Annotated in this window: 14 protein-coding genes; 7 read left to right on the top strand and 7 right to left on the bottom strand. The window is 70.7% G+C overall.

What is annotated here, in order from left to right:
• The first annotated feature begins 301 nt into the window (after positions 1 to 301).
• The gene (locus AC3A6G_RS24015) at positions 302 to 1,234 is read left to right on the top strand and encodes a LysR family transcriptional regulator (RefSeq protein WP_487865767.1); all 933 of its coding nucleotides are present in this window, start codon (positions 302 to 304) and stop codon (positions 1,232 to 1,234) included.
• Here AC3A6G_RS24015 and AC3A6G_RS24010 read toward each other — a convergent pair.
• Entirely contained in the window at positions 1,219 to 1,431 is a 213-nt protein-coding gene (locus AC3A6G_RS24010) for a hypothetical protein (protein ID WP_487861756.1), read from the bottom strand. The two genes, AC3A6G_RS24015 and AC3A6G_RS24010, sit on opposite strands and share 16 nt — an antisense overlap.
• A 173-nt stretch (positions 1,432 to 1,604) precedes the next feature.
• Here AC3A6G_RS24010 and AC3A6G_RS24005 point away from each other — a divergent pair, with 173 nt between their 5' ends.
• From AC3A6G_RS24005 to AC3A6G_RS23995, 3 genes are read left to right on the top strand one after another with little or no spacing between them, the layout of a single operon-like run.
• Positions 1,605 to 2,852 carry a putative DNA modification/repair radical SAM protein gene (locus tag AC3A6G_RS24005; RefSeq protein WP_487865765.1) on the top strand — a complete coding sequence of 416 codons (1,248 nt, stop codon included), beginning with the start codon at positions 1,605 to 1,607 and terminating at the stop codon, positions 2,850 to 2,852.
• 10 nt (positions 2,853 to 2,862) lie between these two features.
• Positions 2,863 to 4,338 (top strand): UdgX family uracil-DNA binding protein, encoded by a 1,476-nt coding sequence (locus AC3A6G_RS24000; RefSeq protein ID WP_487874778.1) that lies wholly within the window; start codon positions 2,863 to 2,865, stop codon positions 4,336 to 4,338.
• Positions 4,335 to 4,841: an ureidoglycolate lyase gene (locus AC3A6G_RS23995; RefSeq protein WP_487874777.1), complete on the top strand. Its 507-nt coding sequence runs from the start codon at positions 4,335 to 4,337 to the stop codon at positions 4,839 to 4,841. The genes AC3A6G_RS24000 and AC3A6G_RS23995 overlap by 4 nt, the downstream gene beginning before the upstream one ends.
• A 149-nt stretch (positions 4,842 to 4,990) precedes the next feature.
• On the opposite strand, the gene AC3A6G_RS23990 is transcribed toward AC3A6G_RS23995, so the two are convergent.
• The 6 genes from AC3A6G_RS23990 to AC3A6G_RS23965 are packed head-to-tail and all read right to left on the bottom strand — an operon-like array spanning position 4,991 to position 11,816.
• On the bottom strand, positions 4,991 to 6,184 hold the full coding sequence (locus AC3A6G_RS23990) for an amidase (RefSeq protein ID WP_487874776.1): 1,194 nt from the start codon (positions 6,182 to 6,184) through the stop codon (positions 4,991 to 4,993).
• Between the two features lie 20 nt (positions 6,185 to 6,204).
• Entirely contained in the window at positions 6,205 to 7,197 is a 993-nt protein-coding gene (locus AC3A6G_RS23985) for an ABC transporter ATP-binding protein (RefSeq protein WP_487874781.1), read from the bottom strand.
• A gap of 29 nt (positions 7,198 to 7,226) precedes the next feature.
• Positions 7,227 to 8,279: an ABC transporter ATP-binding protein gene (locus AC3A6G_RS23980; protein ID WP_487874775.1), complete on the bottom strand. Its 1,053-nt coding sequence runs from the start codon at positions 8,277 to 8,279 to the stop codon at positions 7,227 to 7,229.
• Between the two features lie 2 nt (positions 8,280 to 8,281).
• On the bottom strand, positions 8,282 to 9,175 hold the full coding sequence (locus AC3A6G_RS23975) for an ABC transporter permease (protein WP_487861751.1): 894 nt from the start codon (positions 9,173 to 9,175) through the stop codon (positions 8,282 to 8,284).
• A gap of 12 nt (positions 9,176 to 9,187) precedes the next feature.
• The gene (locus AC3A6G_RS23970) at positions 9,188 to 10,141 is read right to left on the bottom strand and encodes an ABC transporter permease (protein WP_487861750.1); all 954 of its coding nucleotides are present in this window, start codon (positions 10,139 to 10,141) and stop codon (positions 9,188 to 9,190) included.
• Positions 10,142 to 10,148: 7 nt separating this feature from the next.
• On the bottom strand, positions 10,149 to 11,816 hold the full coding sequence (locus tag AC3A6G_RS23965) for an ABC transporter substrate-binding protein (RefSeq protein ID WP_487874774.1): 1,668 nt from the start codon (positions 11,814 to 11,816) through the stop codon (positions 10,149 to 10,151).
• 89 nt (positions 11,817 to 11,905) lie between these two features.
• Here AC3A6G_RS23965 and pyrC point away from each other — a divergent pair, with 89 nt between their 5' ends.
• From pyrC to AC3A6G_RS23950, 3 genes are read left to right on the top strand one after another with little or no spacing between them, the layout of a single operon-like run.
• On the top strand, positions 11,906 to 12,937 hold the full coding sequence (gene pyrC, locus AC3A6G_RS23960) for a dihydroorotase (protein ID WP_487865759.1): 1,032 nt from the start codon (positions 11,906 to 11,908) through the stop codon (positions 12,935 to 12,937).
• Complete coding sequence (locus tag AC3A6G_RS23955) at positions 12,934 to 13,779, top strand: NYN domain-containing protein (RefSeq protein ID WP_487865758.1); 846 nt, start codon at positions 12,934 to 12,936, stop codon at positions 13,777 to 13,779. The genes pyrC and AC3A6G_RS23955 overlap by 4 nt, the downstream gene beginning before the upstream one ends.
• Positions 13,779 to 14,528, top strand: coding sequence for a DUF3025 domain-containing protein (locus tag AC3A6G_RS23950; RefSeq protein ID WP_487874780.1), 750 nt, complete (start codon positions 13,779 to 13,781; stop codon positions 14,526 to 14,528). Before AC3A6G_RS23955 ends, AC3A6G_RS23950 begins: the two co-directional genes overlap by 1 nt.
• Positions 14,529 to 14,638: the final 110 nt, after the last annotated feature.

Raw genomic sequence — 14,638 nt, 5'->3', positions numbered from 1 at the left:
CAAGGCGCCAAGCGCAAGCTGGACTGATGTCCAGCGAGCATTGGCAACGCCGCATGCGCCCTGTCTCGCGCAACCCTCCGGGCCGCTGCCTGGGACTGCCATGCTGCGTTGCGGGCTCGTTGTGTGGCTCGCCACACGGCCTCGCCCGCGCCTTGCCTGGCAGTCCCAGGCAGCGGCGCGGGGCCATGCCCAAGCCCGGCAGCCTCCTAGGTGAACCCCGCATTCTTGGTCGGGTGCGGGGCTTTGACAATTGCATAGTCCATTGACAGACTGTCAAAGAATTTTTGACAAAATCGGCGCCATGGACCTTCAATCGCTGTCCCTGCTGGTCGAAATCATCGACGCGGGCAACCTCAGCGCCGCGGCGCGGCGGCTCAAGATGAGCCGCGCCAACGTCAGCTACCACCTCAACCAGCTCGAGCGGTCGGTCGGCGCGCAGCTCGTGCGCCGCACCACGCGCCGGGCCGAGCCGACCGAGATCGGGCTGCGGCTCTACCAGCACGGCATCGTGATCCAGGGCGAGCTGCTGGCCGCGCGCGAATCGGTCACCACGCTCGGCCAGGGGCTGCAGGGTCGCGTGCGGCTCAGCGTGCCGAGCGGCTACGGCCAGCTCGTGATGGCCGGCTGGCTGATCGACTTCAAGCGGCAGTACCCGGGCATCGTGCTCGACGTGGTGTTCGAGAACCGCATCGAGGACCTGCTGCGCGACGAGGTCGACATCGCGATCCGCGTGGTGCCCGAGCCGCCGCAGAACCTGGTGGCGCGCGACCTGGGCGCGGTGCGCTACGTGGCCTGCGCCTCGCGCGGCTATGCGGCGGAACATGCGCTGCCGCAGCAGCTCGACGAATTGCAGAGCGCTCCCGTGGTGACGGCGGCCGTCGTCGGGCGGCAGCTGCGCGTGTCGGCCTACCAGAGCCAGGAGCTGGGCGAAGTGCGGCGCGAAGTGGTGCTCGAGCCGACGCTGATCTCGGAAAACTTCCTGTTCCTGCGCCAGGCCATCCTGGCGGGCCTCGGCATCGGGCTGGTTCCCGACTACGTGGTGGCCGACGACATGCGCCGGGGCGACGTGGTCACCACGCTCGACGACTGGCGCCTGTCGCTCTTCGGCACGCAGATGTTCATGCTCTACATGCCGAACCGGCAGCACACGCGCGCGATCCGGACCTTCATCGACTTCATCCTCGCGTGCGTGCGGGTGCCAGGCGAGGAGGCGCCGGCTCAGTCGCAGCGATAGGTCACCTCGGCGCCCGGCGCGCGGGCCGCCGCCTCGGGGTCGAGGTAGCGCATGGGCGCGCCGAAGTTGCGGCAATAGGCCTCGGCGTCCTGGGTGGAGGGCGACTTGAAAACGCCGTCGGCGAGGAAGACCACGCGCGGCGCGGTGCGCGGGGAGGCGCATCCCGCGGCAAGCAGCGCGGCAGCCAGTGCGAGCACGGAGAAGGAAGAGAGGCGGCGCATCGGACACGGCGCATCGCTGCGCATCGGGTGGAAAGAGCCCTGGACTGTAGCGGGCCGCGTGGCGAGCGACCCTGCGCGCAGCCGGTCTTTGTCAACGCCGGCGCCTCGATGCTGTATATTCATACAGTCTTTTGACGCCCCAAGCCGCCGTGGAACTTCAGCGCAAACTCGCCATCCTTGCCGATGCCGCCAAATACGACGCCTCCTGCGCGTCGAGCGGTTCGCAGCCGCGCGACTCGGTCGGCGGACGCGGCATCGGCTCGACAGAGGGCATGGGCATCTGCCACAGCTACGCGCCCGACGGCCGCTGCATCTCGCTGCTCAAGGTGCTGCTGACCAACCACTGCCAGTACGACTGCCTCTACTGCGTCAACCGCGCCTCGAGCAACGTGCCTCGCGCGCGCTTTCGCATCGACGAGGTGGTGCAGCTCACGCTCGACTTCTACCGGCGCAACTGCATCGAGGGCCTTTTTCTGTCGAGCGGCATCGTCAAGTCGCCCGACCACACGATGGAGCAGGTGGTCGAGGTGGCGCGGGCGCTGCGCGAGGACCACGACTTTCGCGGCTACATCCACCTGAAGACCATTCCCGACGCAAGCGACGAACTTATCGCGCGGGCCGGCCGCTATGCCGACCGGCTCAGCATCAACGTGGAAATGCCGACCACCGAGGGGCTTCAGGCGCTCGCACCCGAGAAGGACGAGAGCGCCATCCGCCGATCGATGGCGCGGCTGCGGCTTGCGATCGACCACACGCGCGAAGAAGCGCGCCGCGTGGTGCCGATCCGCGTGCTGCCCGGCGCCGCCCCCGTGGCCGCCAAGCCGCCCCCCTTCGCGCCCGCGGGGCAGAGCACCCAGATGATCGTGGGCGCCGATGCCACAGACGACCGCGGCATCCTCGCGACCAGCGCCACGCTGTACGGCGCCTACCGGCTGCGCCGCGTCTACTACTCGGCCTTCAGCCCCATTCCCGATGCGGCGCGCGCGCTGCCGCTCACCGCTCCACCGCTCTTGCGCGAGCACCGGCTCTACCAGGCCGACTGGCTGATGCGCTTCTACGGCTTCGGCCACGAGGAGATCGTGGCGGCGCCCGACGGCCTGCTGCGGCTCGACGTCGATCCCAAGATGGCCTGGGCGCTCGCGCATGCCGAGTGCTTCCCGGTCGACCTGAACCAGGCACCGCGCGAGATGCTGCTGCGCGTGCCCGGGCTCGGCGTCAAGGCCGTCGACCGATTGATGCAGGCACGTCGGGTGCGACGCGTGCGTGCCGAAGACCTGCGGCGGCTCCATGTGCCCGCGCGCAAGGTGCTGCCGTTCGTGGTGGCCGACGGGCATCGGCCGGCGCGCGGCGCTCTCGCGGCGCCGCCGCGCACCGCGGTGCAGGCATCGCTGTTCTAGGGGCCGTGCGATGCAGGCGCTGCTCGACGATCCGGTCGACCTCGACGCATTCCGCCGCAGCGCCCGGCAACTGCTGGCCGCTGGCGTGCCGCCGGGCGAAGTCGAATGGCGTGTGCGCGACGCGGCCGGCGGCGATGGCGGCGGCGGCGCAAGCCAAGGCCTGTTCGGCGAGGCAGACACCATGCTGCCCGCGCCGCCCGCCGTGCCTTCGCATCCCGTGCCGGCCGCCATCGTCGCACTCTGCGCCGACGTGGTCCTGCACCGCGACGACCAGCGCTTTGCCTTGCTCTACCGCCTGCTCTGGCGCCTCGCGCACGAACCCGCGCTGCGGCACGATCCACTCGACGCCGACATGATGCGAGCCCAGCGCATGGCCCGGTCGGTGCGGCGCGACATCCACAAGATGCGCGCCTTCGTGCGCTTCACGCGCGTGGCCGACGAGGCCGACGGGCTCGAGCGCCACGTGGCGTGGTTCGAGCCCGAGCACCGCATCGTCGAGGCCAATGCGCCGTTCTTCGCGCGCCGCTTCGCGCAGATGCGCTGGGCCATCCTCACGCCCGACCGCTGCGTGGCGTGGGACGGTGCCGCGCTGGCCTTCCGGCCCGGCGCCGACCGGCGCGAAAAGCCCGCGCCCGATGCCGGCGAGCAGCTCTGGCTCACCTACTACGCGCACATCTTCAACCCCGCGCGGCTCAAGCTCGCGGCCATGCGCAACGAGATGCCGCGCCGCTACTGGCACAACCTGCCCGAGGCCGCGCTGATCCAGCCGCTGGCCGACGCCGCCGCGGCGCGCAGCCAGGCCATGATCGATGCACCGGCCACGCCCGTGCGTCGCATCCGCGCGCCCATCGCGCTGCACCTGCGCCCCGCGGAAGGCGTGGCGCCCGCGAGCCTGGCCGAACTGCAGGCCGCCGCGCACGGCTGCCGCGCCTGTCCGATCGGCGCGCTCGCCACGCAGGCCGTGTGCGGTGAAGGCCCGCTCGCGCCGCACCACATGCTGGTCGGCGAGCAGCCCGGCGACCAGGAAGACTTGGCGGGCCGGCCGTTCGTCGGGCCGGCCGGGCAGCTGCTCGACCGCGCGATGGCGCAGATCGGCTGGCCGCGCGACAGCGTGTACCTGGCCAATGCGGTGAAGCACTTCAAGTACGAACTGCGCGGCAAGCGCCGCATCCACAAGACCGCCGGCCAGCGCGAGGCCGAAGCCTGCGCCCATTGGCTCGACCACGAGATCGCGCTGGTGAAGCCGCAGGCACTGGTCGCGCTCGGCGCCACCGCGGCGCGCGCGCTGCTCGGGCGCCCGGTGGCGGTGCAGGCCGAACGCGGCATGTGGCTGCACGAACGCGCCGACGGCCGACCGGTGTTCGTCACGCTGCATCCCTCGGCACTGCTGCGGCTCGCGGACGGCGAACGCGCCGCCGCCTATGCACGCTGGCGCGACGAATTGGCCGCCGCGCGCGGCACGGTTTCTGCTGCAATGGCGGCATGACGCCTGCCCATGCTTTGCTCGCCATCCGGCCGCTGACCGCCGACGCCTTCTCGCCCTTCGGCACGGTGATCGCCGCGCCGCCCGGCGAAGGCCGGCCCATCAACGGCGGCAGCGCGCAGCGCTTCGACCTCGTGGACGACCTGCAGCTCGACGCCGGCGGCGGCCGGCCGATGCTCGCGCTGTTCCGCGCGCAGGCACGGCGCTTTCCGCACGAGGTCGTTGAACTGGAGCGCCATGCGCTCGGCAGCCAGGCCTTCGTGCCGCTCGGCATGCGGCGCTTCGTGATCGTGGTCGCACGTGCAGGTGCGGCGCCCACGTCGGCGGCCGATCTTTCGGCCTTCGTGACCGATGGGCTGCAGGGCGTGCTGCTCGCACCCGGCACCTGGCACCACGCGCTGCTGGCGCTGGACGCGGGCGACTTCGTGGTGCTGGAGCGCGGCGCCGATGTGCCCGACTGCGACGTCTGCCGCCTGGCCGCGCCGGCGGTGGTTCAGCCGGACTGAGAAGCTGTGAACGAACCGGCCATGCCCGCTCAGCCCGCCCAGACACGCCCGCTCGTCGTTGCAAATGCTCGCCGTAGCCCGAGCTACGACTGCGCTTTGCGCCTCGATCGGACGCGCCTGGACGACCTGCTCGGGCACGTCCAGTTCATTCACAGCTTCTGAGACGCTGCCGCGAGGCGCTCGGCCAGCGCGACCAGCGAGCGGTCCGAGCCTGCGGGGCCGAGCAGCGAAAGGCCCAGCGGCGCGCCGTCGCGCTGCGCGAACGGCATCGACAGCTGCGGAAAGCCGCTGAGGCCCGCGATGCAGAGCATCCGGATCGAGCGGTCGCGGTAGTCCTCCAGGCCGGCCTCGGCCTCGCTGCGCAGTGGCGCGATGTCGGGCATCGTCGGCATCAGCAGCACGCCGTCATGGCCGAGCAGCTCGGCGAGGTGGCTGCGGAAGGCGCTGCGAAACGCACGGCCGGCGACGATCTGCGCATCGGTCACGCCGCGCGACCAGGCAAAGCGCTCCGCCACGCCGGGGCCGAGTGGCGGCGCATGGCGCTCGATCAGCGGCCCGTCGGTGAGCCAGGCCTCATGGCCCTGCACGTAGCGAAAGTTCCAGTACATCGCATCGAAGGAGTCGAGCGCCACGTCGACATGCCGCGCCTCGCCGAGCACGGCCTGCACGCGCGCGGCGGCATCGGCCAGCGCCGCGGCCGCGGCCGGCACCGCGAGCGACCAGACATCGTCGGGACGCAGCAGCCGCACGCGCGCCGGCAGGGCCACCGCATCGGCGCCCAGCAGCACGTCGGCCACGCGCGCGAAGGTGGCGGCGTCGCGCGCGAACCAGCCGCAGGTGTCCAGGCTCGGCGCGAGGTCCATCACCCCCTCGAGGCTCACGCGCCCGTGCGTCGGCCGCAGGCCGTAGAGGCCGCAGTGGTTGGCCGGCGCGCGCACCGAACCGCCGGTGTCGGTGCCCAGCGCGAAGTCGCACAGGCCCCACGACACCGCCGAGGCCGAGCCTGACGACGAGCCGCCCGTGATGCGGTCCTTCGCGGCGCCGTTGATCGGCGCACCGAAATGCGCGTTGTTGCCGTTCATCGAGAACGCGAGCTCGTCGGTCACGGTCTTGCCGACGAAGCGCGCGCCCGCGTCGAGCAGCTTTTGCACCGCGGGCGCGGTGCGTGTCTTGATGCCCGACATCGCGAGCACGATCGGGCTGCCGCCGCCGGTGGGATGGCCGGCCACGTCGAACAGGTCCTTGGCCGCGAAGCTCAGGTCGGCGAGCGCGCCGGTGGCCGCATGCGGCACCGGAACGTCGGGGTAGGGAACGAAGGCGTGGGCGGGGTCGTGCAATGGCATGGTGGTGCAGGTCGGCAGGGTCAGGCTACCAGGGTGGGGGCGATGGCGGCGGCAGCCTCGGTGCGGATGCAGCGCGCGCGGTGGTTCGGTGCCAGCTCGATGGCGGGCGGCTGTGCAATGCGGCAGGCCTCGGCGGCGAGGCTGCAGCGCGCGGCAAAGGCGCAGCCAGGCGGTAGCGCGGAAAGGTCGGGCGGGGCGCCGCCGATGGTCTCTAGCCGCGCGCCGCGCGCGAGCGCGCCATGGGCCCGGCTCTTGAGCAGCGCGATGGTGTACGGGTGGCGCGGCGTGCGGATCAACGCGCGCGCGCTGCCTTCCTCGACGATGCGGCCCGCATACATCACGGCGATGCGGTCGGCCACCTCGACCGCCGCGCCGATGTCGTGCGTGACGAAGATCACCGACAGGCCGAGGTCGCGCTGCAGCTCGCGCAGCAGCAGCAGGATCTGGATCTGCACCGTGGCGTCGAGCGCGGTGGTCGGCTCGTCGGCCAGCAGCAGCTGCGGGTTGCAGGCCAGGGCGAGCGCGATCATCGCGCGCTGGCGCATGCCGCCGGACATCTCGTGCGGATAGGCCGCGAGGCGGCGCTCGGGGCTCGGGATGCGCACGCGCTCGAACAGCGCGAGCGCGCGCCGCTGCGCTTCGGCCGCGGCGACGCCCTTCTCGTGGCGCCGGATCGATTCGACGATCTGCGCACCGACCGAGTACACCGGGTCGAGCGCGAGCAGCGGCTCCTGGAAGATCATCGACGCGACCTTGCCGCGGAAGCCGTCGAGCTCGCGCGTGGACATCGCGAGCACGTCGCGCCCGGCCACCTGCACCTGGCCGCCGATGCGCGTGCGGCGCTCGGGGTGCAGCCGCAGCAGCGTGCGCAGCGTCACGCTCTTGCCCGAGCCCGATTCGCCGATCAGCGCAACCACTTCGCCGCGGCCCACGTCCAGGCTCACGCCACTCGCGGCATGCACGGGCTTGCGCCCGCCGGTGAAGGTGACGCTCAGGTCGCGCAGGCGGACCATCGGTTCGGTGACGGGTGGCGCGGCGTGGTTCATGCGGCCTGCCTTTCTTCGTGTTGCTGCGCCGGCTGCGCCATGGGGTGCCCGCTGCCCGCTTCATGCACCAGGCAGCTCACCGCATGCCGCGCGCCGGTGGCGATGCGCTCGGGCACCACCTGGCTGCACACCGGCGCTGCGAGCGCGCAGCGCGGATGGAAGCGGCAGCCGCTCGGCGGATCGATAGGGTTCGGCGGGTCGCCCGCGAGCGCGGCGGCCTCGGTGCGGTGGTCGGGGTCCATCGACGGCATCGACGACAGCAGCGCGCGCGTGTAGGGGTGCGCCGGCGCATCGTAGAGCGTCTCGGACGGACCGATCTCGGCGACCTGGCCGAGGTACATCACCATCACGCGGTCGCTCACGTAGCGCACCACGTTCAGGTCGTGGCTGATGAAGACGTAAGTCAGGCCGAACTCGGCCTTCAGGTCGAGCAGCAGGTTGATGACCTGGGCTTCGACCGACTTGTCGAGCGCCGAGACCGCCTCGTCGAGGATCACCATGCGCGGCTGCAGCGCCAGCGCACGCGCGATGTTGACGCGCTGGCGCTGGCCGCCCGACAGCTCGTGCGGATAGCGCTCGGCAAAGCGCCGCGAATCGAGCCCGACGCGCGCGAGCAGGTCGCGTGCGCGCGCCACCGCTTCGCGCCGCGGCAGGCCGTGCACCTGCGGCCCGAAGGCGACGGAGTCCTCGATGGTGAGGCGCGGATTGAGCGAGGCGTAGCTGTCCTGGAACACCATCTGCACCTGGCGCCTGAATTCCTTCAGCGGCAGGTCGCGGCCGCCGACCTCGCGGCCGTCGAACACCACCTCGCCGCGCGTCGGCGCGATGAGCTGCATCAAGAGGCGCGCCGTGGTCGACTTGCCGCAGCCCGATTCGCCGACCACGCCCAGCGTCTCGCCCTTGTGCACCTCGAAGTCCACGCCGTCCACGGCGCGCACCACGCCGCCGCCGCGGCCGAGCGCGTCCTTCTTGAGCGGGAAGTGCTTGACCAGGCCCGAGATGCTGAGCAGCGGCTGCGCCGGGCCGCCGACGTCGTTCAATGGATTCATGCTCACCCCTTGTTGTCCATCGCCGAGCGCAATCCGTCGGACAGCAGGTTGAAGGAGATCGAGGTGACGAAGATCATCAGCCCGGGCAGGGCCGCCACCCACGGCTGCACGTAGATCGCGGTGCGCAGCGTGTTGAGCATCAGCCCCCACTCGGGCTCGGGCGGCTTCACGCCCAGGCCCAGGAACGACAGGCCCGAGGCCAGGATCATCGACACGGCGATCAGGCTCGTGGCGTAGACGAAGATCGGTCCGAGCACATTGCCGAGCACGTGCACCCGCACGATGGTGAAGGGGTTCGCGCCCGAGGCGCGCGCCGCCTCCACGTAGTCGCGCGTGCGCACCTGCGTCGTCACGCTCTCGGCCACGCGCGCGATCTGCGGAATGAACACCACCGTCAGCGAGATCAGCGAATTGACCACGCCCGCGCCCAGCGTGCCCGACAGCGCGATCGCGAGCAGCACCGACGGGAAGGCGTAGAACACGTCGATCGTGCGCATGATCAGCGTGTTGGTGAGACCGCCCGCGTAGCCCGCGACGATGCCGATCACCGTGCCGAGCACGAAGGCGCAGAACACCGGCGTGATGCCGATGAACAGCGACAGCCGGGCGCCCACGATCAGGCGCGAGAGCATGTCGCGCCCCTGTTCGTCGCTGCCGAGCAGCAGCCCCTCGGTGCCGATCGGCTTGAGCCGCTTGAGCATCGAGGAGGCATACGGGTCGGCCGGCGCGAGCCAGGGGCCGAACACCGCCAGCCCGATCAGCAGCAGCACCACCAGCGCGGCACCCATGGCGACCGGATCGCGCACGAAGCGCAGCACCACCGAAGTCCAATAGCCGCGCGAGCGCTGCGGCGGCAGGGGCTCGGCGGCGATGAGGGGAGCGAGAAGGGCGGACATGGCGATGGGTCTTCAGGCCCGCGCAATGCGCGGATCGAGCAGGGTCTGCAGCACGTCGACCAGCAGGTTGAGCACCACGAAGAACAGCGCGAGCACCAGGATGGTTCCCTGCAGCAGCGGCAGGTCGCGCTGGAAGATGGCGGAGTTCAGCAGAAAACCGGTGCCGGGCCAGGAGAACACCGTCTCGATGAGGATCGAGCCGCCGAGCAGGTAGCCGAGCTGCAGGCCCATCACCGCCAGCGCGGTAGGCGCGGCGTTCTTGACCATGTGGCGGAACACGCCGAAGTGCGTGAGGCCCTTGGCGCGCAGGCCGATGATGAACTCCTGGTCGAGGATCTCGGCCACCAGTGCGCGCACCGTGCGCGCGATGATGCCCATCGGGATCACCGACATCGTGAGCGCCGGCAGCACCAGAAACTGCAGGTGCGCCCAGTCCCAGGCCCAGTCGCTCGAGCCGCCCGGGCCGGCGCCCGTGGCGGGCAGCCACATGAGCTGCGACGAGAACACGATGACCATCACCATGCCGAGCCAGTAGTGCGGCACGCTCACGCCGAGCACCGAGAACATCGAGGCTGCGCGGTCGATCCACGAGCCGCGGAAGTAGCCCGCCACGAAGCCGAAGAGCGAACCCAGCACGAAGCCGATGAAGGTGGCCACCACCGCGAGGCGCAGCGTGTTGCCGACGGCGGTGAACACCTCGCCGGCCACCGCGCGGTTGCTTGCGATCGACATGCCCAGGTCGCCGTGCAGCGCGCGCCAGAGCCACATCGCGAACTGCTCGGGCAGCGAGCGGTTGAAGCCGTAGAGTTCGCGCAACTGCGCCTGCAGCTCGGCCGACGCGTCGGGCGGCAGGATCGACACCAGCGGGTCGCCCGGCGCGATGTGCACCAGCAGGAAGCACACCAGCGCCACGCCGACCATGATCGGCAGGGCGTAGACGATGCGGCGCAGCAGGTAGGCGAGCATCGCGCGCTCAGTCCATGGTCATCGTGGCGATGTCGATGAACCAGCTTTTCGGCTGCACCACGTTCCGGACCTTGGCCGACATGGCGCGCGGGCCCACGTCGTGCGCGATCCAGACGAAGGGCGCGTCGTCGACCACGTGCGCATGTAGCTTTGCCAGTGCCGCGTCGCGCGCCTTGTCGTCGAAGCTGGTGCGCGCATCGGCCACGAGCTTGTCGACTTCGGCATTGCCGTAGTAGCCCCAGTTGTTCGACACCGGCGGGAACGCCTTGGTGCTCACGAAGCGCACCATCGCGAAGAACGGGTCCATGGCGGCGAAGCTCACGTTGGTGGCATTGGCGCCGTTGGCCGACGGGTCCTTAGCGCCCTTGCGCCAGTTGGTGAAGAGCGTGTTCCATTCGATCACGTCGAATTCCACGTCGAAGAAGCATTGCTTGAGCGACTGCTGCGCGTACTCGTTCATCGGCAGCGGCTGCATCTGGCCCGAGCCCGAGGCCGAGATCTGCACCTTCACCTTGATCGGCTTGGCGGCCGAGTAGCCGGCCTGCGTCATCAGGGCCTGCGCGGCCTTCACGTCGTAGCGGATGTCGAACTTGGGGTTGCCCCACCACGGATGGCCGGGCGGCACGGTGCCCTTGGGCTCGGCCATCATGCCGCCGAGCAGTTGTTTCATGCCGCCGCGGTCGATGCACAGGTTGGCCGCCTGGCGCACGCGCTTGTCGAGCCAGGGCGAGCCTTCGGCGAACGACAGCTGCCAGGGCCACACGTGCGGCTGCGCATTCGAATAGATCTTGAAGCCGCGCTGCGTGATCTGCGGCATCGCGTCGGGCGCGGGCGCCTCGATCCAGTCGACCTGCCCGCCCAGCAGCGCGGCAGTGCGCGCGTTGGCCTCGGGCATCGGCAGCATGACGACCTTGTCGATCTTGGGCACGCGCTTCGCGTCCCAGTAGGACTTGTTGGCGGCCAGTTCGAGCCGCTCGCGCGCCACGAAGCGCGTGACCCGGAACGGGCCCGAGCCGGCGGGATCGGCGGCGAAGGCCGTCCACGCGGCCCTGGCCTTGTCGGCCGGCGCGGCGCCGCTGGCGGCGTCGAACTTCTTCTGCCAATGGGCCGGGGAGGCCATGAACAGGTTCGACAGGTTGATCGGCAGGAAGGCATCGGGTTCGCTGGTGGTCAGCTCGACAGTCATGTCGTCGATCTTGCGTGCGGTGCGCAGCGTCGGCATGCGAGAAGCGGTCACGCCGACCTGGCTCGCGTCGAACTGCGGCGCGTCCTTGTCGAGCACCTTCTGCACGTTCCAGACCACGGCATCGGCGTTGAAGGCCGAGCCGTCGTGGAACTTGACGCCGGGACGCAGCTTGAACACCCACCGCGTCTTGTCCTTCGCGTCGACGGCCCACGATGTGGCCAGGCCGGGGATCAGCACGCTCGGCGCATCGGCCTTCGACAGGTCCCAGTGCGTGAGCGCGTCGTAGATCGGGATGCCGGTGAAGCGGTTGCCCTCGAAGCCCTGGTCGGGCTGGCCCAGCGTGCGCGGAATGTCGGCCGCGGTCATCGCGATGCGCAAGGTCTTCTCCTGCGCCAGCGCCGGCGCGGCGGTGAGGGCCAAGACGGCGAGCGCCGCGCAGGCGACGAGGGACTTCGACGGGATGATCGGGGCGGGGGCGGCACGCTTCACATGGAACTCCGTGGGGTGGGGACGGACATCACAAGCACGACGTGTGCCAGCACGTGCCGCGGGCGGGCCGATGCGACAATCGCCCTCCCATGACCGACACCCTCACCATCACCCGTCCCGACGACTGGCATCTCCACGTGCGCGACGGCGCCGCCCTCGAAGCCGTGGTGCCGCACAGCGCGCGCCAAGTCGGCCGCGCGCTGATCATGCCGAACCTGCGCCCGCCCGTGACGACCGCCGCGCAGGCCGTGGCATACCGCGACCGCATCCGCGCGGCCGTGCCCGCGGGCGCCGCCTTCGAGCCCGTGATGTCGCTCTACCTGACCGACAAGCTGCCGCCCGAAGAGATCGCCCAGGCCGCCGCGGCCGGCGTGCGCGCGCTCAAGCTCTACCCGGCCGGCGCCACCACCAACAGCGATGCCGGCGTGACCGACATTCGCCACACCACCAAGACGCTCGAAGCGATGCAGAAGCACGGCCTGCTGCTGCTGGTGCACGGCGAAGTGACCGACCCGGCGGTCGACCTGTTCGACCGCGAAGCCGTCTTCATCGACCGCGTGATGATCCCGCTCAGGCGCGACTTTCCCGAGCTCAAGGTGGTGTTCGAGCACCTCACCACGAAGGAGGGCGCGCACTACGTGCGCGATGCGGGGCGCTTCACGGCGGCCACGATCACGGCGCACCACCTGCTCTACAACCGCAACGCGATCTTCACCGGCGGCATCCGCCCGCACTACTACTGCCTGCCGGTGCTCAAGCGCGAGACGCACCGCGTCGCGCTGGTCGAAGCCGCCACCAGCGGCAGCGACCGCTTCTTCCTCGGCACCGACAGCGCACCGCATCCGGCGCACCTGAAGGAGCATGCGCTCGGCTGCGCCGGCTGCTACACCGCGCTGACCGCCATCGAGCTCTATGCCGAGGCCTTCGACAACGCGGGCGCGCTCGACAAGCTCGAGGGGTTCGCGAGCTTCCACGGCGCCGACTTCTACGGCCTGCCGCGCAACAGCGACACCATCACGCTGAAGCGCGAAAGCTGGACCGTGCCCGAGACCGTGCCCTACGGCGAGGCCACGCTGAAGCCGCTGCGCGGCGGCGAGACCGTGGCTTGGAGGCTCGCATGACGCCCCCGCTGCGGGTGATGCTGCTGATCGATGCCGACAACGTCTCGGCAGACGTCATCGAGCAGGCCGTGCAGCGCACGCTGGCCGAGTACGGCGCGGTGCATGTGCGCCGCGCCTACTGCAATGCCGAGACGGCACTCAAGCAGCAGGCGCTCTTCAAGCGGCTGTCGGTGCGCCCGATGGTCAATCTCTCGGCCGGCAAGAACAGCACCGACATCGCACTCGCGGTCGACGCGATCGACCTTGCGATGGCCGAGCGGCCCGACGTGGCGGTGCTGGTGTCGTCCGATTCCGATTTCGCGCCGCTCGTGATCCGGCTGCGCGAGAAGGGCTGCCGCGTCTGCGGCCTCGGCCAGCAGGGCAAGACGGGCGACGAGACAGTGGCGGTCTACGACGACTTCACCGACCTGCGGCACCAGGGTGCACCGGTCGCGCCGCGCGCCGCACCGGCGCGCAAGGCGGCGGCGAAGCGTGCGCCCGCAGCCAAGTCCGCCGCCGCGCCGGCAGCAGCGAAGACCGCCGCGGCCAAGGCGCCGGCCAAGACAGCGGCGCGCAAGGTCGCCAAGGCCGCCGCCGCGAAGCCCGCTGCGAAGCAGTCCGCGCAGAAACAGTCCGCGCCGAGGCCGCCGGTGTCCGAAGCCGCCGAGTTCATCCTGCGGGCCGCGCCGGCGTTGCGCAGCGGCGCCGACGTGCCGCTCAACGACGTGGCCCAGGCGCTGCGCGCCGCCGGGTTGCTCGGCAAGCATGGCAGCTCGCTCAAGCTGTTCGACAAGCTGCCCGCGGAGTTTGCCGTTCTGCAGCACCCCGACCGCATCCGCTGGACCGGAGCCGCCGCGCCTTGATGAGCCTGGCGGCGATCGACTGGTCGCAGCCCTGGCTGGCGCCCTATCGCGCCATCGGCGAGGCAGCGGCGCAGACCGCCGCGGCCGGCGCACCGGTTGCTGACGCACTGCAGCAGTTCGCCAAGCCCGGCCGCACGCCCGCCTTCGTCGCGCAGTCGGCGCTGCCACCGGGCCAGGCCTACGAAGCCCACATCTTCGAGACCCGCACCGTTCCCACGCGCGACAACCTCCACGACTTCTTCAATGGGCTGGTCTGGCTGGCTTTTCCGGAGACCAAGCGCCGCCTCAACGAATTGCAGGCGACCGAGATCGCCCGCACCGGCATCGGCGCCACGCGCGGCCCGCTGCGCGATGCATTGACGCTGTTCGACGAGAACGGTGCGCTGCTCGACGCGCCCGCGCCCGCGCCGGTCTGGGATGCGCTGCTGTCGCGCGACTGGCAGGCGCTGTTCGTCGCGCGGCGCGCGCTGTGGTCCGAGGCGCGGCTCGTGGTGTTCGGCCATGCGCTGCTCGAGAAGCTCGTCGCGCCGCGCAAGGCGGCCACGGCGCATGTGCTGTGCGTGCCGCCGAGGCTGGCCGCGCGCGCCGGGCTGGTGCAGGACGCGGCGCTCGCGCACAGCCTCGATGCGCAGTGGCTGGCGCACAAGCCGTTCGCGCCGCTGCCGGTGCTGGGGGTGCCGGGCTGGTGTGCCGACAACGCGGCTGCCGATTTCTACGACGATCCGAAGGTCTTCCGGCAGGGTCCGTAGAACTTTTGCTCCTATCATCGCTCTACCCGCAGCCCGCGGTGCACGCCGTCCGCCAGAACAACCACAAGAATTCGACGGCCGATCCTGCATGGCTTGAAGAGGGCCGCGGG

It is taken from the genome of Variovorax sp. Soil_C_26 (assembly GCF_057657075.1).
Note: the sequence above shows the minus strand (reverse complement) of the source record. Positions and strands in the feature narration are given on the sequence as shown.

Excerpts from the sequence above, each read along its gene's own strand:
- AC3A6G_RS24015 (WP_487865767.1), top strand. The coding sequence starts at position 302 with ATGGACCTTCAATCGCTGTCCCTGCTGGTCGAAATCATCGACGCGGGC.
- AC3A6G_RS24000 (WP_487874778.1), top strand. The coding sequence starts at position 2,863 with ATGCAGGCGCTGCTCGACGATCCGGTCGACCTCGACGCATTCCGCCGC.
- AC3A6G_RS23995 (WP_487874777.1), top strand. The coding sequence starts at position 4,335 with ATGACGCCTGCCCATGCTTTGCTCGCCATCCGGCCGCTGACCGCCGAC.
- AC3A6G_RS23990 (WP_487874776.1), bottom strand. The coding sequence starts at position 6,184 with ATGCCATTGCACGACCCCGCCCACGCCTTCGTTCCCTACCCCGACGTT.
- AC3A6G_RS23985 (WP_487874781.1), bottom strand. The coding sequence starts at position 7,197 with ATGGTCCGCCTGCGCGACCTGAGCGTCACCTTCACCGGCGGGCGCAAG.
- AC3A6G_RS23980 (WP_487874775.1), bottom strand. The coding sequence starts at position 8,279 with ATGAATCCATTGAACGACGTCGGCGGCCCGGCGCAGCCGCTGCTCAGC.
- AC3A6G_RS23975 (WP_487861751.1), bottom strand. The coding sequence starts at position 9,175 with ATGTCCGCCCTTCTCGCTCCCCTCATCGCCGCCGAGCCCCTGCCGCCG.
- AC3A6G_RS23970 (WP_487861750.1), bottom strand. The coding sequence starts at position 10,141 with ATGCTCGCCTACCTGCTGCGCCGCATCGTCTACGCCCTGCCGATCATG.
- pyrC (WP_487865759.1), top strand. The coding sequence starts at position 11,906 with ATGACCGACACCCTCACCATCACCCGTCCCGACGACTGGCATCTCCAC.
- AC3A6G_RS23955 (WP_487865758.1), top strand. The coding sequence starts at position 12,934 with ATGACGCCCCCGCTGCGGGTGATGCTGCTGATCGATGCCGACAACGTC.
- AC3A6G_RS23950 (WP_487874780.1), top strand. The coding sequence starts at position 13,779 with ATGAGCCTGGCGGCGATCGACTGGTCGCAGCCCTGGCTGGCGCCCTAT.